The organism is Vibrio sp. Isolate24, from assembly GCF_022398215.1.
GTDB lineage: Bacteria > Pseudomonadota > Gammaproteobacteria > Enterobacterales > Vibrionaceae > Vibrio > Vibrio coralliilyticus_A.
This window is the reverse complement of the sequence record NZ_JAKEUU010000001.1, coordinates 1,834,825-1,854,726: the sequence shown is the minus strand read 5'-3', so window position 1 is coordinate 1,854,726 and position 19,902 is coordinate 1,834,825. Positions and strand designations below refer to the sequence as shown.

At 45.6% G+C, this 19,902-nt stretch carries 16 protein-coding genes, 2 tRNA genes and 3 rRNA genes; 12 read left to right on the top strand and 9 right to left on the bottom strand.

Features of this window, described 5'->3' with window-relative positions:
• Positions 1 to 20 precede the first annotated feature (20 nt).
• From L1D23_RS08220 to L1D23_RS08200, 5 genes are all read left to right on the top strand, one after another.
• Positions 21 to 2,909: ribosomal RNA gene (locus tag L1D23_RS08220) — 23S ribosomal RNA — on the top strand.
• A gap of 221 nt (positions 2,910 to 3,130) precedes the next feature.
• A 5S ribosomal RNA gene (rrf, locus tag L1D23_RS08215) occupies positions 3,131 to 3,246 on the top strand.
• Between the two features lie 42 nt (positions 3,247 to 3,288).
• Positions 3,289 to 3,364 (top strand) — tRNA-Thr (locus tag L1D23_RS08210).
• A 13-nt stretch (positions 3,365 to 3,377) separates the two neighbouring features.
• Positions 3,378 to 3,493, top strand: a 5S ribosomal RNA gene (gene rrf / locus L1D23_RS08205).
• 31 nt (positions 3,494 to 3,524) lie between these two features.
• Positions 3,525 to 3,601, top strand: a tRNA-Asp gene (locus L1D23_RS08200).
• A 164-nt stretch (positions 3,602 to 3,765) separates the two neighbouring features.
• On the opposite strand, the gene L1D23_RS08195 is transcribed toward L1D23_RS08200, so the two are convergent.
• The 3 genes from L1D23_RS08195 to ispB form a co-directional block, all read right to left on the bottom strand.
• The gene (locus L1D23_RS08195) at positions 3,766 to 4,548 is read right to left on the bottom strand and encodes a DUF547 domain-containing protein (protein WP_239865308.1); all 783 of its coding nucleotides are present in this window, start codon (positions 4,546 to 4,548) and stop codon (positions 3,766 to 3,768) included.
• Positions 4,549 to 4,734: 186 nt separating this feature from the next.
• Positions 4,735 to 6,498 carry a GNAT family N-acyltransferase gene (locus tag L1D23_RS08190; protein WP_239865306.1) on the bottom strand — a complete coding sequence of 588 codons (1,764 nt, stop codon included), beginning with the start codon at positions 6,496 to 6,498 and terminating at the stop codon, positions 4,735 to 4,737.
• 371 nt (positions 6,499 to 6,869) lie between these two features.
• Entirely contained in the window at positions 6,870 to 7,841 is a 972-nt protein-coding gene (ispB, locus tag L1D23_RS08185) for an octaprenyl diphosphate synthase (RefSeq protein ID WP_239865304.1), read from the bottom strand.
• A 272-nt stretch (positions 7,842 to 8,113) separates the two neighbouring features.
• On the opposite strand from ispB, the gene rplU reads away from it, so the two are divergent.
• The 6 genes from rplU to folA all read left to right on the top strand — a co-directional run bounded on the left by rplU (position 8,114) and on the right by folA (position 12,015).
• Positions 8,114 to 8,425: a 50S ribosomal protein L21 gene (gene rplU, locus L1D23_RS08180; RefSeq protein ID WP_008072988.1), complete on the top strand. Its 312-nt coding sequence runs from the start codon at positions 8,114 to 8,116 to the stop codon at positions 8,423 to 8,425.
• Between the two features lie 19 nt (positions 8,426 to 8,444).
• Positions 8,445 to 8,702, top strand: coding sequence for a 50S ribosomal protein L27 (gene rpmA, locus L1D23_RS08175; RefSeq protein ID WP_004409945.1), 258 nt, complete (start codon positions 8,445 to 8,447; stop codon positions 8,700 to 8,702).
• Positions 8,703 to 8,976: 274 nt separating this feature from the next.
• Positions 8,977 to 10,149 carry an Obg family GTPase CgtA gene (gene cgtA / locus L1D23_RS08170; protein WP_239865302.1) on the top strand — a complete coding sequence of 391 codons (1,173 nt, stop codon included), beginning with the start codon at positions 8,977 to 8,979 and terminating at the stop codon, positions 10,147 to 10,149.
• 120 nt (positions 10,150 to 10,269) lie between these two features.
• Complete coding sequence (locus L1D23_RS08165) at positions 10,270 to 11,037, top strand: threonine/serine exporter ThrE family protein (RefSeq protein ID WP_239865300.1); 768 nt, start codon at positions 10,270 to 10,272, stop codon at positions 11,035 to 11,037.
• The gene (locus tag L1D23_RS08160; RefSeq protein ID WP_239865297.1) at positions 11,034 to 11,507 is read left to right on the top strand and encodes a threonine/serine exporter family protein; all 474 of its coding nucleotides are present in this window, start codon (positions 11,034 to 11,036) and stop codon (positions 11,505 to 11,507) included. The genes L1D23_RS08165 and L1D23_RS08160 overlap by 4 nt, the downstream gene beginning before the upstream one ends.
• 22 nt (positions 11,508 to 11,529) lie before the next feature.
• Positions 11,530 to 12,015 (top strand): type 3 dihydrofolate reductase, encoded by a 486-nt coding sequence (folA, locus tag L1D23_RS08155; RefSeq protein ID WP_239865295.1) that lies wholly within the window; start codon positions 11,530 to 11,532, stop codon positions 12,013 to 12,015.
• 68 nt (positions 12,016 to 12,083) lie between these two features.
• Here folA and apaH read toward each other — a convergent pair whose 3' ends face one another.
• The 6 genes from apaH to lptD all read right to left on the bottom strand — a co-directional run bounded on the left by apaH (position 12,084) and on the right by lptD (position 18,895).
• Positions 12,084 to 12,893 (bottom strand): bis(5'-nucleosyl)-tetraphosphatase (symmetrical) ApaH, encoded by an 810-nt coding sequence (apaH, locus tag L1D23_RS08150; RefSeq protein WP_239865293.1) that lies wholly within the window; start codon positions 12,891 to 12,893, stop codon positions 12,084 to 12,086.
• Between the two features lie 19 nt (positions 12,894 to 12,912).
• Complete coding sequence (gene apaG, locus L1D23_RS08145) at positions 12,913 to 13,290, bottom strand: Co2+/Mg2+ efflux protein ApaG (RefSeq protein ID WP_239837846.1); 378 nt, start codon at positions 13,288 to 13,290, stop codon at positions 12,913 to 12,915.
• Positions 13,291 to 13,361: 71 nt separating this feature from the next.
• Entirely contained in the window at positions 13,362 to 14,168 is an 807-nt protein-coding gene (rsmA, locus tag L1D23_RS08140) for a 16S rRNA (adenine(1518)-N(6)/adenine(1519)-N(6))-dimethyltransferase RsmA (RefSeq protein WP_239865291.1), read from the bottom strand.
• A 12-nt stretch (positions 14,169 to 14,180) separates the two neighbouring features.
• Positions 14,181 to 15,173 (bottom strand): 4-hydroxythreonine-4-phosphate dehydrogenase PdxA, encoded by a 993-nt coding sequence (gene pdxA, locus L1D23_RS08135; RefSeq protein ID WP_239865290.1) that lies wholly within the window; start codon positions 15,171 to 15,173, stop codon positions 14,181 to 14,183.
• Positions 15,163 to 16,458, bottom strand: a complete 1,296-nt coding sequence (gene surA / locus L1D23_RS08130) for a peptidylprolyl isomerase SurA (RefSeq protein WP_239865289.1) — start codon at positions 16,456 to 16,458, stop codon at positions 15,163 to 15,165. The genes pdxA and surA overlap by 11 nt, the downstream gene beginning before the upstream one ends.
• 52 nt (positions 16,459 to 16,510) lie before the next feature.
• The gene (gene lptD, locus L1D23_RS08125; RefSeq protein ID WP_239865288.1) at positions 16,511 to 18,895 is read right to left on the bottom strand and encodes an LPS assembly protein LptD; all 2,385 of its coding nucleotides are present in this window, start codon (positions 18,893 to 18,895) and stop codon (positions 16,511 to 16,513) included.
• Positions 18,896 to 19,043: 148 nt separating this feature from the next.
• On the opposite strand from lptD, the gene djlA reads away from it, so the two are divergent.
• Positions 19,044 to 19,895, top strand: coding sequence for a co-chaperone DjlA (gene djlA / locus L1D23_RS08120; protein ID WP_239865287.1), 852 nt, complete (start codon positions 19,044 to 19,046; stop codon positions 19,893 to 19,895).
• The last annotated feature ends 7 nt before the right edge of the window (positions 19,896 to 19,902 follow it).

Genomic DNA, 19,902 nt, shown 5'->3' with positions numbered 1-19,902 from the left:
AAGACCCTTTGGGGTTGTATGGTTAAGTGACTAAGCGTACACGGTGGATGCCTTGGCAGTCAGAGGCGATGAAGGACGTATTAACTTGCGATAAGCCCAGATTAGACAGTAAAAGTCATTTGAGTCTGGGATTTCCGAATGGGGAAACCCAMCTGCATAAGCAGKTATCATTATCTGAATACATAGGGTAATGAGGCGAACCGGGGGAACTGAAACATCTAAGTACCCCGAGGAAAAGAAATCAACCGAGATTCCGAAAGTAGCGGCGAGCGAAATTGGATTAGCCCTTAAGCCTTTAATGCGTCAGGTGAAAGTTCTGGAAAGGTCTGCGATACAGGGTGATAGCCCCGTAACCGACAGCGCATTTTAGGTGAAATCGAGTAGGGCGGGACACGTGATATCCTGTCTGAATATGGGGGGACCATCCTCCAAGGCTAAATACTACTGACTGACCGATAGTGAACCAGTACCGTGAGGGAAAGGCGAAAAGAACCCCTGTGAGGGGAGTGAAATAGAACCTGAAACCGTGTACGTACAAGCAGTAGGAGCACCYTCGTGGTGTGACTGCGTACCTTTTGTATAATGGGTCAGCGACTTATATTCAGTAGCAAGGTTAACCATCTAGGGGAGCCGTAGAGAAATCGAGTCTTAACTGGGCGTCGAGTTGCTGGATATAGACCCGAAACCAGGTGATCTAGCCATGGGCAGGTTGAAGGTTGAGTAACATCAACTGGAGGACCGAACCGACTAATGTTGAAAAATTAGCGGATGACTTGTGGCTAGGGGTGAAAGGCCAATCAAACCTGGAGATAGCTGGTTCTCCCCGAAATCTATTTAGGTAGAGCCTCGGACGAATACTACTGGGGGTAGAGCACTGTTAAGGCTAGGGGGTCATCCCGACTTACCAACCCTTTGCAAACTCCGAATACCAGTAAGTACTATCCGGGAGACACACGGCGGGTGCTAACGTCCGTCGTGGAGAGGGAAACAACCCAGACCGCCAGCTAAGGTCCCAAATTACAGCTAAGTGGGAAACGATGTGGGAAGGCTTAGACAGCTAGGATGTTGGCTTAGAAGCAGCCATCATTTAAAGAAAGCGTAATAGCTCACTAGTCGAGTCGGCCTGCGCGGAAGATGTAACGGGGCTAAGCTGTAAACCGAAGCTGCGGCAATGCWTTTTAWGTATTGGGTAGGGGAGCGTTCTGTAAGCCGTTGAAGGTGWGTTGTAAAGCWTGCTGGAGGTATCAGAAGTGCGAATGCTGACATGAGTAACGATAATGGGGGTGAAAAACCTCCACGCCGGAAGACCAAGGGTTCCTGTCCAACGTTAATCGGGGCAGGGTAAGTCGACCCCTAAGGCGAGGCCGAAAGGCGTAGTCGATGGGAAACGGGTTAATATTCCCGTACTTCTTACAATTGCGATGGGGGGACGGAGAAGGCTAGGTGGGCCTGGCGACGGTTGTCCAGGTTCAAGTGCGTAGGCTTGAGAGTTAGGTAAATCCGGCTCTCTYTAAGGCTGAGACACGATGTCGAGCTACTACGGTAGTGAAGTCATTGATGCCATGCTTCCAGGAAAAGCCTCTAAGCTTCAGATTGTAAGGAATCGTACCCCAAACCGACACAGGTGGTCGGGTAGAGAATACCAAGGCGCTTGAGAGAACTCGGGTGAAGGAACTAGGCAAAATGGTACCGTAACTTCGGGAGAAGGTACGCTCTTGACGGTGAAGTCCCTTGCGGATGGAGCTATTGAGAGTCGCAGATACCAGGTGGCTGCAACTGTTTATTAAAAACACAGCACTGTGCAAAATCGTAAGATGACGTATACGGTGTGACGCCTGCCCGGTGCCGGAAGGTTAATTGATGGGGTTAGACKTARGTCGAAGCTCTTGATCGAAGCCCCGGTAAACGGCGGCCGTAACTATAACGGTCCTAAGGTAGCGAAATTCCTTGTCGGGTAAGTTCCGACCTGCACGAATGGCGTAATGATGGCCACGCTGTCTCCACCCGAGACTCAGTGAAATTGAAATCGCTGTGAAGATGCAGTGTACCCGCGGCTAGACGGAAAGACCCCGTGAACCTTTACTACAGCTTGGCACTGAACATTGACCCTACATGTGTAGGATAGGTGGGAGGCTTTGAAACCGGTACGCCAGTATCGGTGGAGCCGTCCTTGAAATACCACCCTTGTAGTGTTGATGTTCTAACTTAGACCCGTTATCCGGGTTGAGGACAGTGCCTGGTGGGTAGTTTGACTGGGGCGGTCTCCTCCCAAAGAGTAACGGAGGAGCACGAAGGTGGGCTAATCACGGTTGGACATCGTGAGGTTAGTGCAATGGCATAAGCCCGCTTGACTGCGAGAATGACAATTCGAGCAGGTGCGAAAGCAGGTCATAGTGATCCGGTGGTTCTGTATGGAAGGGCCATCGCTCAACGGATAAAAGGTACTCCGGGGATAACAGGCTGATACCGCCCAAGAGTTCATATCGACGGCGGTGTTTGGCACCTCGATGTCGGCTCATCACATCCTGGGGCTGAAGTCGGTCCCAAGGGTATGGCTGTTCGCCATTTAAAGTGGTACGCGAGCTGGGTTTAGAACGTCGTGAGACAGTTCGGTCCCTATCTGCCGTGGGCGTTGGAAGATTGAAGGGGGCTGCTCCTAGTACGAGAGGACCGGAGTGGACGAACCTCTGGTGTTCGGGTTGTCATGCCAATGGCATTGCCCGGTAGCTAAGTTCGGAATCGATAACCGCTGAAAGCATCTAAGCGGGAAGCGAGCCCTGAGATGAGTCTTCCCTGACCCCTTGAGGGTCCTAAAGGGTTGTTCGAGACTAGAACGTTGATAGGCAGGGTGTGTAAGCGTTGTGAGGCGTTGAGCTAACCTGTACTAATTGCCCGTGAGGCTTAACCATACAACACCCAAAGGGTTTTGATGGACTCAAAGTTAAAGGGTTGTTCGAGACTAGAACGTTGATAGGCAGGGTGTGTAAGCGTTGTGAGGCGTTGAGCTAACCTGTACTAATTGCCCGTGAGGCTTAACCATACAACACCCAAAGGGTTTTGATGGACTCAAAGTAGAACATTGAATGTGTAAMYACAGAACTTAAAACAGCTTTCCAGATTAAAGAATTTGCTTGGCGACCATAGCGTTGTGGACCCACCTGATTCCATGCCGAACTCAGAAGTGAAACGCAATAGCGCCGATGGTAGTGTGGGGTTTCCCCATGTGAGAGTAGGACATCGCCAGGCTTTAAATACCTTGTTTGAGATAAATATCTTGAGCAAAATTATGCTGATATAGCTCAGGTGGTAGAGCGCATCCTTGGTAAGGATGAGGTCCCCAGTTCGAGTCTGGGTATCAGCACCAGTAAAGAATTTTACTTGGCAACCATAGCACTTTGGACCCACCTGATTCCATGCCGAACTCAGAAGTGAAACGAAGTAGCGCCGATGGTAGTGTGGGGCTTCCCCATGTGAGAGTAGGACATTGCCAGGTTCTTATTTAGACTCAAGAGTCTGACCAATGCGGAGCGGTAGTTCAGTTGGTTAGAATACCGGCCTGTCACGCCGGGGGTCGCGGGTTCGAGTCCCGTCCGCTCCGCCACTTACTCTAGGCCTCAGCATAAATGCTGGGGTCTTCTTGTATGTACGATATTATTTTTGGGCTACGATCTATCCTAGGCCTCGGCAGCAATGCTGAGGCTTTTTCATATGTATCGGTATTTATCCGAAACTTCCCATTGAAACGTTACAAAACTGCCCCTAGGGCTATTTTTTCTCGTTTAAGCTCCAATCGTACGCATAGCTGAATTTGCTGTTTAAGTCTGATAGTTCTGGACGATACTTGGCTAGGTGTTGAACTAGTTGTTGCTTATTACCAAAGTCATCAGCAAACCAATCATAGATGGATGACAGCTGTATTTTGCCGTTCTCGATGAGAACGCCTTTATTACTGTTGATGAAGGTCTCTGCAGCGCGCTCAAGCAGCATTTCCATGTTTTCTGCTGTGAAAGCTTGAGATTGTAAATTGGGGCAACCTAAACTAGCACAGTTAACTGCATAGTGAGTTCTGGGGTCGTTCCAAATAGGCCGTAAGATACGGTGCTCAATGTCGTTGAGCGTTAGTGCTTTACCATTAATCGTAACGACTTCGTCATCCCAAGGACCAAAACTGAAAAATCCACCCAATTTGGTGATGGATGTGATTGGGTAAGCATCTAAAACCAATTGGATTGTCAGCGCATTATATAAGTTCACCCAGTAGGCGTATTGCTCTGCCTTGTTTAGCTGGAGTGGATTGATACGACTCAGTTGTGTTAGGTATCGATTGAGCTGTTGTTTTCCTTGGGGGTTAACAGAGGAGTACCTAAAAAGAGTGTATTCACCTTCGGTGGTGAGGTAGCTATCAAGCAACTGCTGCCAAGGTTGATGATTAACCTTTGTTATACTGGAATCGTTATGACTATTCCAATAAGGCCAAAGTTCCGATTTAGGTGCTGAGAAGGCTTGAAAAGGTATTAATGTGAGGAAAAAAGTAAAGAGTAAGCGCATGGTAAGCCCTGTGATAATAGTGTTATAGTTTTAGACCGCGCTTACTAAGAATATCTTTCAAAGCTAGATAAATGGCTTTTCTCTGAGCAAAGCCTTCTCCTCATTCAAGCTTTTTCACTCGCCATATCGCAGCTATACAAGCCAAGATAGTCCCTTGATAAGGCTTTTTGGCAGTGAGCTAATAACTTAGTTTGGTAGTGAATTGTGGTGTTGTAGATACTGCTGAGCTTGTGTTGCCCCCATATAACGAGCCAGTGTTTTGAGCGGCACTTGCTTAAGGTCTACTACGATTAATCCATCTAAGGCGTTGTTGAATGAGGGGTCAACGTTAAATGAGATTAGCTTGCCGTTTAGGCCGAGATATTGGCGTAATAGAACGGGGACCCCCTTCCCATCATCGATCCTTGCAATGACTCTGGATAAAAGCTGAAGATCCGCAAGAGCGGTCAGCATGCTCGTGTTCCAGTTCGTATTCTGAGTGGGAAGCGGATTGGATGGGGTCACATATTCCGCTTTCTCAGAGTCGTAATGATGTAAGGTCATGGTTTGCGCAAGTAATTGTCTGGCCTGCTCGCTGTAGTCATTACTGATACTTACGGGACCAAATAAGTGTGTATAGCTTGGATTGCGGTGGACAAAAGTTGCAATCCCTTTCCAAAGCAGTAGCAGGGCACCCATGCTTTTTTGGTAGTGTTCATCAATCACAGAGCGGCCCATTTCAATTGAGCTTCCCATAGTATTAAGAAAGTCTTTACCGTAATGAAAGAGAGTCCGAGAGTATAACCCTTCTAAACCTTGATGCTGCATCAGCTCATCAACTAAACCGAGACGATATGCTCCAACGAGCCTTTCGTTGTCCTTATCCCAGATGAAAAGATGCTTGTAGTGTCGATCAAACTCATCAATATCCAGTGCCAGGCCGGTTCCTTCGCCCACTTTGCGAAAATTGATTTCTCTTAGCCGACCAATCTCATGCAGTATTGAGGGGATATAATCGGCATCGGTGCAGTAGACTTCAAACTCACCACTGGTCAGTAGATGATGCTCACGTGGTAGCGCGTTGAGGTCGATTTTTAACTCTCTAACCGGAAGAGCGTCAGATATGGGCAAGGGTTGTGACTCAAGTGCTTTTGCGTCAGTTTTGGTTAGGGTTTTGTTTTGCAGTAAATAAGTATTAAGTCGTAGATAGTTAACGATTTGTTCATCCGTCAGCCCATTAACCTCTTTATATCGAATCGCTGAACCGATTGAAATATTGATGGGCTGCTGAGACTTGTTGAGCAGTTCTCTTCCTAACATTAAGGTTCTCAATAGAGGATGAACTTTACCTGCCATGTAAAATCGTTTCGAATTCTGGCCATCTATAAACACAGGAATGGTATTGGCTTTAGCTTTACGTACTAGGCTACTGACGGAGCGGCTCCATTCCTTATCTTCAATTCGCTGGCTTTTTGGATCGACCAGCTGGGAAACTTCTCCTGCTGGGAAGAGTAACAATAAGCCTCCTTTATCTAGGTGGCTGTGTGCTTGACGGAGGGCTTTTAAGTTAGCTTTGTGGGCGTTTTGTCCCTCAAAGACATCAACACCAATAAATAGCTGGTCAAGCTCTGGAACAGTTTTTAAATATTGGTTGGCCAGAATCTGAACATCGGATCTCACATGTAGCAGTAATTCTGCCAATATAACACCTTCTACGCAGCCGAGAGGGTGATTGGCGACAACGACAGTGGCGCCACTCTCAGGGATATGAGTCAAAGAGCCTTTAATCACACGATAATCAATGCCGAGGATGTCGAGCGTGAAACGAAGAAATTCTCTGCAGTCACATTTAGCTGGCTTCTGAGAGTAGTATTGATCAAGCTTGCTCAATCCGGTAACCCATTCAGCAAAATTTTCTCCTAAGCCAAAAGGTGTTTTCCGCGGGAGACGAAAAGGGCTCAAAACTTCCATACAATCCTCGGTGCTACGATGTTCAAATCAAGGCTAGGTTGATTTGATTGCAGTTTGAGGTCACTGTGATGAGAGATTTATGACCAAGCGGTGTCAGTTTGGTGACTGACAGGTAAATGGCAGTAGCCTTGGGTTTAGAGATGAAACTGTAAAGTCTTGCGGCAAACAAAGGGATAACTGATCGCAATTTATAAGGAGCAGGTATCTGAACAGGGAATTTACTGCTAGATTAAAAGGGTAGGGGAAGACTTATTACTAACAAAGCAATAGCATAGACTTGTCGCTAGGTGGTAATAGCAGAGTCAATAGACCTTCGATTTGCTGAACTGGAATCAACGGGAACCAAAGGTTCCCGTTGCTATATGTAAAGATTATTTGGATCGATGTACTGACATATGTGCCAATGTGACCAATGCCTCTTTATATTGGGACTCTGGCAGCACTCTCAATTCTGCGATAGCCTTGTCCGCTTCTTGATAGGCTTTCTGTCGGGTATATTCCAATGAACCAGTGTGCTCCATGGCTTCCATAATCGCTTCAAGCTTCTCCATACCATTAGATTTTTCTATTGCTTCGCGAATCATGCTTGCTTGTTCTGGTGAGCCGTGTTTCATCGCATAAAGAAGTGGTAGGGTAGGTTTTCCTTCAGCTAAGTCATCACCAACATTCTTGCCCATTTCATCACCATCAGATGTGTAGTCCATTACATCGTCGATGAGTTGGAAAGCTGTACCTAAATATTTGCCGTAATTCTGTAAAGCCAGCTCGACCTCTGCTGAGGAGTTGCTGAGGATTGCACCGATTTGTGTGGCGGCCTCAAACAGTCGAGCTGTTTTTGAATAGATGACCTGCATATAGCTTTCTTCGGTCGTTTCAGGATCGTTGCAATTCATGAGTTGCTGCACTTCACCTTCAGCAATTACGTTCACCGCATCGCTCATTAGCTTGAGGATCTTCATTGATCCTAGCTCGGTCATCATCTGAAAAGATCGTGTGTAAATAAAATCACCGACCAAAACGCTGGCGGCATTGCCGAAAGCGGCATTGGCAGTTGCCTTCCCACGACGCATATCTGACTCATCAACCACATCATCATGCAGCAAAGTGGCGGTATGAATAAACTCAATAAACGCAGCGGCTGTAGTATGAGCTTGCCCTTGATAACCAAGAGCACGAGCTGATAATACAGCAAGCAGAGGACGTATACGTTTACCACCACCACTAATGATGTAAAAACCTAATTGGTTGATCAAAGACACGTCAGAGTTGAGTTGAGCGTGAATCGTTTCATTCACTTTTGCCATGTCATCGGCAGTTAGCGCTTGGATAGCTTTAAAATCCATTGTAAATCCGGCTGAAGTTAGAACTTGTAAGGTCTTCTTATCTGACTTAATTACTGAATAATACACTAAAAAACGTTGATAAATACATGGCTAAAGGGCATGATTGCGGCACTTTTATCTGGCGATTAGCTTTTCGCCAATTTTTTCAAAATATGGCTTGTCATAGGGACATCTCTTCTGTAGAATCTGCGCCCTATTGATGATTAGTTTAGCGCACACCCACAATGCTCAATAAACAAGCATAAGGCTGTGCGGAAAAAGCGGAGTAAGATATGTACGCTGTTTTCCAATCTGGTGGTAAACAACACCGTGTAAGCGAAGGTCAAACTCTTCGTTTAGAGAAATTAGACGTAGAAACTGGTGCAACGGTTGAATTTGATAAAGTTCTTCTTGTTGCGAACGGCGAAGACGTTAAAGTTGGCGCTCCTCTTGTTGAGGGCGGCAAAGTAGTTGCTGAAGTTGTACAACACGGCCGTGGCGATAAAGTTAAAATCGTTAAGTTCCGTCGTCGTAAGCACTCTCGTAAGCAACAGGGTCACCGTCAGTGGTTCACTGAAGTGAAGATCACTGGTATCAACGCTTAATTATTAGGAGAGTTTAACAATGGCACACAAAAAAGCTGGTGGTTCTACTCGTAACGGCCGCGATTCAGAAAGCAAACGTCTTGGTGTTAAGCGTTTCGGCGGTGAATCTGTTCTTGCAGGTAACATCATCGTTCGTCAACGTGGCACTAAGTTCCACGCTGGTACTAACGTAGGTATCGGTAAAGACCACACTCTATTCGCTCTTACTGAAGGTAAAGTGAAATTTGAAGTGAAAGGTCCTAAGAATCGTAAATTCGTAAGCATCGAAGCTGAGTAATTCTCACTGAGATCTAGAATTTAGGCTTCTAGCTGAATTCAAAAGCCCTGCCGATTCGGCGGGGTTTTTTATTTGTAGTATGTTGGAATAGATACTAAGGCACTTTGTAAAAAGTCCCTCATTATATGTTCCTAAGTGGCAGAACGATCTGAGATTGTTGGGTGATCGATCTGATATTGGGATCTGCTAGAATTTATATCATTCACTGTCATTTGGGCTGTGAGATGATATTTGCAACGCAGCTACGTGATGTAGTAATTGGGCGGAGTAAGAGATGAAATTCGTTGATGAAGCGGTAGTTAAAGTTCAAGCCGGCGATGGCGGTAACGGTGTAGTGAGTTTCTGGCGCGAGAAATTCGTTGCGAAAGGTGGCCCGGATGGTGGTGACGGTGGCGATGGTGGTGACGTCTATATCCAAGCCGATGAAAACCTTAATACTTTGATCGACTACCGTTTTCAGCGCTTCTATGAAGCAGAGCGCGGTGAAAATGGCCGCGGTGGTAACTGTACGGGTAAGCGAGGAAAGGATAAGGTGTTGCGTGTACCTGTCGGTACTCGTGCAGTTGATATCCATACAAATGAAATTGTTGCTGAAGTTGCTGAGCATGGTAAAAAAGTCATGGTAGCGAAAGGTGGGTGGCACGGTTTAGGTAACACTCGCTTTAAATCTTCAGTAAACCGAGCACCACGTCAAAAGACGTTAGGTACTAAAGGTGAAATCCGAGAAATCCGTTTAGAGCTGTTGCTACTTGCTGATGTCGGTATGCTTGGATTGCCAAATGCGGGTAAGTCGACCTTTATTCGCTCGGTTTCTGCAGCTAAGCCAAAAGTGGCGGATTACCCATTTACAACGCTTATCCCGAGTTTAGGGGTTGTGAGTGTGGTTCCTGAGAAGAGCTTTGTTGTCGCGGATATTCCCGGATTGATCGAAGGGGCTGCGGACGGTGCAGGCCTTGGCATTCGTTTCTTGAAGCATTTAGAGCGTTGTCGCGTTCTGCTGCATATGATCGATATTATGCCGATTGATCAAAGTGATCCGATTCAGAACGCACTGACGATCATTGATGAGTTAGAGCAATATAGCGAAAAGCTTGCTGATAAGCCACGTTGGTTGATCTTCAACAAGGTTGATTTAATGCCCGAAGAAGAAGCTGACGAAGTGATCCAAAATATTCTCGATGCACTGGGTTGGGAAGAGGATTACTACAAGATCTCAGCGGTGAATAAGCAAGGAACCAAAGAGCTTTGTTACAAGTTGGCTGACTTTATGGAGAGTCTACCTCGTGAAGAAGAAGAGATCTCTGAAGAAGAGAAAGTTGACTTCATGTGGGATGATTATCATAAAGACGCAATGTCAGGCAAAGACGTCATTACTGAAGATGACGACGACTGGGATGACTGGGACGATGAAGAGGACGACGGACATGTGGTTTACGTCCGAGACTAGTCATTAAGTCCAATGAAAGCCGTAATGTTTCACGCATTACGGCTTTTTTATATTTAAATCAAATCAAACTCAGTTTATTTTGGTCACAATATCGGCTTTCTCAAGGAGTAGGAGACATTAATGGCTTCAAAACAACGCAGCGTTTCTCGTCTGATTGCACAGGCTGGTCAGATGCTGCTGGCTCATGGTGCTGAGAGTACATTAGTTGGAGATATAACAAGACGTATCGGTATTGCCAGTGGAATGGATGAAGTCGAAGTGTCTCTTTCCGCCAGCTCGTTGGTTGTTACTACGGTATATCAGGAGCACTGTATTACCACGGCACGCCGGAGCCCTGATCGTGGCATTAACATGCGTGTGATTACTCAGGTTCAGCGAATTTGCATTATGTTGGAGAGAGGAATTATCGATCATGTGCTAGCTCAGCGTAAATTAGAGCAGATCAGTCCCGAGCGGTATAACCGTTGGCTAGTGGTAGTAATGATAGGTTTGTCTTGTGCTGCATTTAGTCGCTTAGCTGGTGGTGACTGGGTGGTCTTTGCAATGACCTTTATTGCCTCTTCAGTAGGCATGGTCGTGAGGCAGGAAATTGGCCATCGTCATTTTAATCCTCTCATCAATTTTGCAGCTACCGCTTTTGTGACCACAGTGATTTCTGCGCAGGCTGTGATTTACGAACTTGGCAACTCGCCATTTATTGTTATGGCGTCTTCAGTTCTTATGCTGGTCCCGGGTTTCCCGTTGATTAATTCTGTGGCTGATATGCTGAAAGGCTATGTCAATATGGGGATTGCGAGATTTGTCATGGCGAGCTTACTGACCTTAGCAACCAGCCTTGGCATTGTGGCGGCAATGAGTTTAGTGGGGGTTTGGGGATGGGTACTATGACGTTATTTGAGCTCCTGTTTGGCCTGCTCAACGATATGTTGTTTGCTGCGATTCCTGCTGTGGGTTTTGCACTCGTATTCAATGTTCCTAAAAAAGCGCTGACCTACTGCGCTATAGGTGGCGCAGTAGGGCATGGAAGTCGCTATCTGATGATGCATTTTGGTATTCCTATTGAGTGGGCAACATTCTTTGCTGCAATGATTGTAAGTATGATAGGTATTCACTGGTCACACCGTTTTCTTGCTCACCCTAAAGTATTCACAGTTGCAGCGCTAATTCCTATGGTGCCGGGGGTGTTTGCGTTTAAAGCGATGATTGCGTTAGTTGAACTTAATCACCGGGGGTACAGTCATGAGTTGGTCGCCATGTTGATGGAAAATTTCCTTAAAGCAATGTTTATAATTGCAGGATTAGCGGTTGGCTTAGCGATGCCGGGATTGTTATTCTATCGCCGAAAGCCGATAGTATGAGACGTTTAAAGGAGTACCATTAATGATCATTAGCATGATCGCCGCTATGGCAAAAGACCGAGTTATTGGTAAAGACAACCAAATGCCGTGGCATTTGCCAGCTGATTTTGCCTGGTTTAAGCGTTGTACTATGGGGAAGCCTGTCATCATGGGCCGAAAGACATATGAATCGATTGGTCGTCCATTGCCGGGACGTCAAAATATTGTGATTAGTCGCGATGAAGGTCTCGTCATAGAAGGTGTCACAACAGTGTCTTCTATTGAGCAAGCGATAAAGGCCGCAGGCCAGGTTGAAGAGGTCATGATCATTGGTGGGGGGTTAATTTATCAAACCTGTTTGCCCCAAGCTGATAAGCTTTACGTAACTTATATCAATGCTGAAATTGAAGGCGATACGCAGTTTCCTCAGTGGGGGGAAGAGTTTGAAGAAAGCTATTCTGAAATTTACGAAGCAGATGAGAAAAACGCATACGGCATGCGTTTTGTGGTGTTAGAACGAAAAGGTTAACGACTTTTTTCTAAGTCACCAGCTAGGGCAGGTGAATGAGAGGCGTTTCAGTGACTCGTTGCTCCTCTCTAGCGCTGTAGTGATTTTTGGGTAAAAAACGTCTTATCTTCCCATCTTAGTAAAGTTAAATAACCTCCCCAGACGCAACCTGTATCTAGGCCGATAACCTCTTTGCCATCATAGCCTTCCAGTGCAGCCCAATGACCGAACAAGATAGTTTTGTCTATTGTTATTCGGCTTGTCAGTTTGAACCACGGTGTCAGAGTACCATCATTAACTTCTTTTGGCGGGCGTTTACAAGCCATATCGAGTCTGCCGTCTGAAAAGCAGAAACGCATGCGCGTGAAGGCGTTAATAGTATAGCGATAGCGCTCAAGGCCTGTTAAATTTTCGCTCCACCGGTCTGGCTGGTCGTCATACATGTTCTTGATCAGCCAAGCCCAGTCTTCACCTTGTAGGATGGTTTCTACTTCACGCGCATTCTTTCGTGCGTTATCGAGTGACCATTGTGGTGAAATTCCCGCGTGGCATAAAGCGAACTCTTCATGCTCAGCAAGAAGAGGCTGTTGTCGAAGCCAGTCAAGCAGCTCTTGTTTGTCATCCGCATCAAAGATGGGAGCTGTTTTATCTTTGTTTTTGACCTTGTGTACCCCTAACGACACAGCAAGTAAGTGTAGATCATGATTACCCAAAACCACTTTAGCTGACTGACCAAGTGATTTAATAAAGCGAAGAGTTTCCAGTGATTTAGGACCACGCGCAACCAAGTCTCCAGCGACCCAAAGTGTATCTACTTTTGGGTCAAAACTGACTTTTTTGAGGATTAGCTTCAGCTCATCGAAGCAACCTTGAATATCACCAACAATATAATTGGACACAAAAATTCCTGAATAACTTCTAGTTGAGGATGTTAGGTAGAGCGAGCCTGAAAGGCTCAATTTCAGTGACAAACTCTTGGCCTTTCTCATCCAGTAAAATGTATTGACCTTGCATGACACCAACGGGGGTTTCTAACGCTGTACCACTGCTATAGGTGTATTCATCACTTCCGGGAATAAAAGGTTGTTGACCCACCACGCCATCTCCTTCAACCGTCATTTGTTTGCCATTAGCATCAGTGATTAACCACCGCCGACTGATGAGCTGGACAGTTTGGTTACTCAGGTTTTTAATGGTAATAACGTAGGCGAAGACATAACGCTTTGAATCAGGTTGGGACTGTTCTGAAATGTATTTGGTATGAACTTGGACTTTAATACAAGGGTTGGCTTCCATGTAGACTCCTGCGTACAAGTCAAAAAATTAGAGTTGTAGACCAATAGGTTACAACTCTAATTATATGAAGATTATTTGTGGTTTGCGTCTAACCAGTTAGCTAAGTCAACGAATTGCTCTAGAGTAAGGTTTTCAGGACGCATACCAGGATTGATCCCCAGTTGCTCTAGAATTTCAGCGTTGACCAGAGATTTATAACAGTTACGAACGGTTTTACGTCTTTGGTTAAAACCTTCGCGACACACGCGATCCAACCAGTTAAGACTTGTTGCTGGATAAGGTAGCGTCTCGTAAGGAACAAGGCGAACAACAGCGGAATCGACTTTTGGCGGTGGAACAAATGCGGTTGGAGGGACTTCTAGTACTGGAACCACTTTACAGTAGTACTGCGCCATTACCGTTAAACGACCGTAGGCTTTCGTCCCTGGTCCGGCTGCTAGACGATTGACTACTTCTTTTTGCAGCATAAAGTGCATATCTTGAATATCTCTATGATATTCAAACAGGTGGAACATCAACGGTGTCGATATGTTGTAAGGCAGGTTACCAAAAATGCGTAACTTATTGTTAGGCTTAACCAGCTGTGTGAAGTCAAAGCGCATTGCATCGCCTTCATGAATGGTTAGCTTCTCGGCAAGATCTGGATGAGTTCTTAAGCGTTCGGCTAGATCTCTGTCAAGTTCAATCACGGTGAACTTATCGACTTCTTTACCGACCGGCTCAGTAATTGCGCCTAAACCTGGACCGATTTCCACCAAGTTTTGACCTGGCTTAGGATTAATCGCAGAGACAATCCCATCGATAATGTATGGATCGTTTAAGAAGTTTTGACCAAAGCGTTTACGTGCTTTGTGCCCCAAATGGACATCGTTTCTCATAGTGTTCTCAAGTTAACTGGTTTTCTTATCGACAAGCTCAATGGCATGAGCAAGTGACGTTGTAAAACTTCCTGTATCTGCATCACCTGTTCCTGCAAGCTCTAATGCAGTGCCGTGATCCACGGATGTCCTGATAAATGGAAGGCCCAGGGTAATGTTCACTGAACGCCCAAAACCTTTGTATTTTAGCACGGGTAAGACCTGATCGTGGTACATGCCTAGCACGGCATCGGCTTCGTTGAGGTATTTCTCATTAAAGATAGTGTCTGCAGGAAGTGGCCCGACAAGGTCAATACCTGCTTCTTGACGAAGTTTTTCCAATGTTGGCGTAATGGTTTCGATCTCTTCACGCCCCAAGCAGCCATCTTCACCTGCGTGTGGATTTAAACCACAGACATATATTTTAGGTGATGGAATAGCAAACTTCTCGACTAAGTCTTGATGGAGTATACGAACTATTCTCTGTAACCTGTCTTCGGTTACTGCTTTAGAGACATAGGCTAATGGAATATGAGTTGTCACTAAAGCGACTCTAAGCCCTTCAGTGGCTAACATCATTACAACCAGTGGCGTATTGGATTTATCAGCGAAGAACTCAGTGTGTCCGCTGAAGGCGACGCCAGCTCGGTTTATCACTCCCTTATGCACAGGGCCAGTGACAATAGCATCAAACTCACCATTCATACAGCCCAACGCGGCTCTTTCGAGTGTTTCTAACACATAGTGGCCATTTTTCTCATCGAGCTGACCCGCAATCACGGGGACATTAAGTGCAATATGATCGACAACCAACGAGCCAGCTTTCTGAGGGCTAGGAAGCGCTTCAGCATCATAATCAATAAGTTGTACGTCGATATTGAGTTGTTTAGCGCGTTGCTCAAGTAAGGCTTTATCGGCACTGACCACTATCTGATGTGGCCAGCTTTGCGTCGAAAGAGCTAAGACTAAATCGGGACCAATACCGGCAGGTTCACCTGCCGTTACGACAATACGTTTAATTGTCATTTTGATCTTCCTTGACGATTTCGACGAATGCGCTCGCGCGAATTTCTTGCAGCCACGCACCGGCCTCTTCGTTAAACTTACGGTTAAAGATAATGCGGTAAGCTTTGTTCTTCAGCGCAGAGTCAGTACGGTCAACCTCACGGCGATCCATCACTTCAACAATGTGCCAACCGTGTACGGTTTTGAATGGCTCACTGATCTGACCTACAGCGAGAGTATCCACCTGATGTTTAAATTCTGGGACGTAAAGGTCAGAAGTTTGATAACCTAACTCACCTTGCTGGGCGGCTGAACCTGGATCTTGGCTATATTGCTGAGCCATTTCACCAAAGGTTACCTTGCCGGATTGAATTCGTTGAGTAATGTCGAGAAGCTCTTTCTGAACGCCTTCATCGCTAAGGATCACGGTTGGTTTAATCAAAATATGACGAGCGTTCACTTCGGTGACTGCGACAGTCTCAAGTCCCTTTACGTCTTCAATTTTTAGGATATGAAAGCCAACACCGCTGCGAAATGGACCGATAATACTACCTTTATTCTGCAAATTGATTTGATCGGCAAAGATGGTTGGCATTTCTTCTTTACGCATCCACCCCCAATCACCACCTTGTAAAGCCTTAGGACCTTTTGAATAGGTGTAAGCCATGGTACTGAAATCAGAGCCTTGGTTGAGCTCATTAACGATCTGATTAGCTTTTTCTTCGATAGCGGCTTTGTCATCACCATCGTTTACACGTAATTGGATGTGGCCAATTTTATATTGTACTGTCGCGTTGGTCTCTTTAGCCAAAATATTGGCGAGGTTATCTACTTCAGCGGGCAAAATATTAATACGACGACGGACGAGTGCATTGCGAGCTTCATTTGCTGCAATCTCTTTACGCACTTGCTCACGGAACTGGGTATAACTTAAACCTTCTTGTGTCATAGAGGTGTTGAGTTGCTCCAGTGTCTGGTTGTTATTTTTGGCAATTTCATTGATCGCTTCGTTGAGACGATTATCGTCTATACGCACACCAATTCTTTCTGCTTCTTGCTGTTGGATAGTATCAACGATGAGTTTTTCTGTGACCTGTTCGCGCAATGTTGCTTCATCTGGTAGTGACTGATCATTCTTCTTAGCATTGGCTCGAATGGTCTTGAGTGAAGTTTCAATATCACTCTGTAATACCACTCCGCTATTGACAATAACCGCGACTTTGTCCAGCTCGACAGGTTCGGCTTGCACAAAAGAAAACTGGCTGGCTGCAATCAATCCAAGTAAGGTTTGCTTCCAAAATTTCATCAAATGTCCTGTTAAAAAATGAACCTGTGCTTTTAGACCACAGGCTGTTAAATTAGTTGTTTAAGAAGAATGGTCGGCCGTAACCCAACGAACTATTCGCGCTATCAGCCCCTGTGACACCAGAATCAGAGCCAATAGCGGTACCAAATCCAATAATACCAAAGTTAAAACTGAAGTTGTTTTCATAAGTTGGTGTCGAGTCAGGGTAGCTTGAGAAACTCGGGCTCCAACTACGAAGCTGATTGCTGTAGTTAAAACCAATATACCAACAATCTGAGGTGTAGCTTAACCCAGCTAGCCATTCCAGTTCTTCATCAGTGGTTAAGTCGTAAAAATATTGAGCATTGGCTCGCCATTTTTGTGAAATTTGGTAGCCTGCTATGACACCTGCCTGAGAAATGCCATCTTCCGTTATCGATTCTAGATCGCCAATACTGTCACCAAGAGTACTTTCTATGTAGCTACGCGTCACGTAGCGATAGTTACCTTGAATAAAACCATCGGAGAAGCGATATTCCAGAGTGCTATTGCCAAGCTGAACTTCACTGGTATCAATGTCATACTGAATACCGCCATGGTAGAAGAGATAGTCATCATAGTTGAAGTCCATTTCGACTGCCCATGCAGAGTAATCTGATTTGTTATCTTGATTAGCGATATTGGAATTCTTCGTATCTTTATCAAGATAGAATATTTGTCCGAATGAGATATTTAGACGCTCTTTGTACTGGTCGTCAAAAAATCGCGTAGAGGCACCATAGCTAAATTGATTGGCAGCGGCAATGCGGTCAACACCACTGTATTTGCGGCTGCGAAATAAACCATAATAATCGGTTTGTAGTAAGGTGCTATCGTAAAGGTAGATTTCACTTTGATCTTTTTCCGGCACATACAGGTATTGCACTTGGGGTTCAAGCGTCTGAGTGTAGTTATCAAAGATAACCGTATCTCTTTCCAATACTACGCCCGCGTGAGTACGAAATTCTGGAATGACGCGTGAGGTCGACTCTTTGAGGTTGTAGCCATCGTCACTAAAGTCGGAAAGGTCAAGTCCGCCCAAATCTTGTTGGTAGTAAGTTCCTAAGACACGGGCCTCGGTCGTCCAAGTCCCCCATGTGGTGCCGATTGGCATGGTGATACCTGGCTCGACATGTACTCGTGTTGCTGAAGGCTTGTTAGGATCGTCAGTATCAAACTGGGATACATGGCTGAGTACATCAAAATCAAGATAACGCATCAACTCGGGCGCATAGTAGTTAAACTCAAGTTGAGGTAGAAGACGGTAGGGGGTATTGCTACTGGTCGTAAGGACTTGGAAGTCTCGCGTAAGAATAGAGGCATCCCAGTTAGAAGAACGATAAGTGGCTTGTGCTTCTTGAATTAACTGCCCATCTTCTCGGTTACCTATTCCTGAGTCTAAATCGGTAAAGTATCGGATATCACTGACTTTGGAGTAGTCGATTTCGAATTTCCAACTTTCCTGAAAAATACCGTTGTGTTGCCATTGAAAGCCCCAGCGATCCCCTTGTTCAGGGTACTTTTTATCATCTGGTAAGTACTCAGATTTAAGAGTGCTGTAGCCGAGATCCGAAAGATAGCGGAACTCACTGTTTAGCTGAGTCCCCCGTTCCTGCATATGCTTGATAGTCGTTTCTAAATCATAGTTTGGTGCCAAGTTCCAGTAAATTGGCACCTCCATTTCAAAGCCATCGCTGGAGCCATAGGAGACGGTTGGGTATAAGAAACCTGTCTTACGTGTATCACCAATAGGTACCGTGAGGAAAGGGAGATAAAATACCGGCACGTTCATTATCTCGAAACGTGGGTTGTAGAAGGTCGCCTCTTCTTCGTTTTGATCAATGTCGATGCTCGACGCTTTCATTCGCCAAGATTTGTCGCCTTCAGGACAGGAGGTGATTGAGCCATCCTCGATTTCGTAAACGGCTTTACCTGTTTTTGAAACATAGACGGCTTCTCCGCGGCCCGGCTCACATAAGAATTTATAGTTCGTATTTTCCAGTGTCACTTCGTCAGTGTTCAACTTGTTGACGGCTTTATCTGAGATTGTTTTCAGCTCACCGTCACTGAATGTCACATTACCCTCAGCCACAACAATATTGTCTTGTTGATGTAAAGTAACATTGTCCGCTTTCATGCGTTTTTTGCCTTGTACAACCGTCACGTTGCCACTATAGGTGGCTTTGTCTCCGTTGATCGCTTCTAAGCTGTCTGCTTCAACGTTAATTGGCAGTTGATTTGCGTTTTCAGGCTCCTCTTCATTGACCAGACATTGATCAATAAGGTCTAATGTTTGGCATTCGCCAATGAACGGCATTTCTTGTGAAGTGTCTAGAGAGACATCTTCAGCTTGGGCCTGAGGCATAAGAAGTGCGGCACTAATTGAAGTGGCTAACAAGGTGCGAGAAAAACGTGGCATCGAGTTTTACTATCCTGTTGAACTTGATATATCCGGTGAATAGATGACCGAATGTAAAATAAAACGGCCCTTATAATAAAGGAATTTGTCGCTTACGGCACTATCAGACCGCTTTACTAAGAAAAAATTCAGAGATTGAGAACACATAATGCATATTTTTGGCAAGATACTTGGCACTTTTTTTGGTTTCTTGATGGGAGGGCCGTTTGGCGCCATATTTGGTCTGTTCTTAGGCCATCAGTTCGATAAAGCTCGCAGGTTGCGTCAAGCTGGTTTTAATTCCGGTTTCGGCGGTGGCCCCAGTCAGGCTGAACGACAAGAAGAGTTCTTTAAAGCGGCTTTTGCGGTGATGGGGCATGTAGCCAAAGCGAAAGGGCAAGTTACTCGTGAAGAGATTCAGTTGGCGACAACCATGATGGATCGTATGAGCTTGCATGGGGAGTTACGCCGCGCTGCGCAGAATGCATTTCGTGAGGGGAAGGAGGCGGATTTTCCGCTCGAAACCGTTCTAGAAAGAGTGCGTATTTCCGCTGGTGGCCGATTTGACCTGATGCAGTTCTTCTTAGAGTTACAGATCTCAGCCGCCTTTGCTGATGGAGATATTCATCCAAGTGAACGTAGTGTCTTGCATAAAGTGGCAAAAGGGTTGGGTTTTTCCTCAGAGCAGCTAGAGCAACGATTACGTATGCAGGAGGCTGCATTCCGCTTTCAGCAAGGAGGCTTTAGTGGACAATCTGGAGGTGCTCACTCCCATCAATCGAGTGGTTGGCAGCAAGCCTCGACTGCGGATCAATTAAGTGATGCATATAAGTTATTGGGTGTCGATAGTAGTGCGGAGACAAAAACGGTTAAACGTGCTTACCGTAAACTGATGAATGAGCACCATCCTGACAAGCTAATGGCAAAAGGCTTACCACCAGAAATGATGAATGTAGCCAAAGAGAAAGCTCAAGAAATCCAGAATGCTTATGACTTAATCAAAAAGGCCAAAGGTTTTTAATATTAGA

What these genes read in the sequence shown, in the direction of transcription:
- L1D23_RS08195 (WP_239865308.1), bottom strand. Translation starts at nt 4,548, where the DNA reads ATGCGCTTACTCTTTACTTTTTTCCTCACATTAATACCTTTTCAAGCC.
- L1D23_RS08190 (WP_239865306.1), bottom strand. Translation starts at nt 6,498, where the DNA reads ATGGAAGTTTTGAGCCCTTTTCGTCTCCCGCGGAAAACACCTTTTGGC.
- ispB (WP_239865304.1), bottom strand. Translation starts at nt 7,841, where the DNA reads ATGGATTTTAAAGCTATCCAAGCGCTAACTGCCGATGACATGGCAAAA.
- rplU (WP_008072988.1), top strand. Translation starts at nt 8,114, where the DNA reads ATGTACGCTGTTTTCCAATCTGGTGGTAAACAACACCGTGTAAGCGAA.
- rpmA (WP_004409945.1), top strand. Translation starts at nt 8,445, where the DNA reads ATGGCACACAAAAAAGCTGGTGGTTCTACTCGTAACGGCCGCGATTCA.
- cgtA (WP_239865302.1), top strand. Translation starts at nt 8,977, where the DNA reads ATGAAATTCGTTGATGAAGCGGTAGTTAAAGTTCAAGCCGGCGATGGC.
- L1D23_RS08165 (WP_239865300.1), top strand. Translation starts at nt 10,270, where the DNA reads ATGGCTTCAAAACAACGCAGCGTTTCTCGTCTGATTGCACAGGCTGGT.
- L1D23_RS08160 (WP_239865297.1), top strand. Translation starts at nt 11,034, where the DNA reads ATGACGTTATTTGAGCTCCTGTTTGGCCTGCTCAACGATATGTTGTTT.
- folA (WP_239865295.1), top strand. Translation starts at nt 11,530, where the DNA reads ATGATCATTAGCATGATCGCCGCTATGGCAAAAGACCGAGTTATTGGT.
- apaG (WP_239837846.1), bottom strand. Translation starts at nt 13,290, where the DNA reads ATGGAAGCCAACCCTTGTATTAAAGTCCAAGTTCATACCAAATACATT.
- rsmA (WP_239865291.1), bottom strand. Translation starts at nt 14,168, where the DNA reads ATGAGAAACGATGTCCATTTGGGGCACAAAGCACGTAAACGCTTTGGT.
- pdxA (WP_239865290.1), bottom strand. Translation starts at nt 15,173, where the DNA reads ATGACAATTAAACGTATTGTCGTAACGGCAGGTGAACCTGCCGGTATT.
- surA (WP_239865289.1), bottom strand. Translation starts at nt 16,458, where the DNA reads ATGAAATTTTGGAAGCAAACCTTACTTGGATTGATTGCAGCCAGCCAG.
- lptD (WP_239865288.1), bottom strand. Translation starts at nt 18,895, where the DNA reads ATGCCACGTTTTTCTCGCACCTTGTTAGCCACTTCAATTAGTGCCGCA.
- djlA (WP_239865287.1), top strand. Translation starts at nt 19,044, where the DNA reads ATGCATATTTTTGGCAAGATACTTGGCACTTTTTTTGGTTTCTTGATG.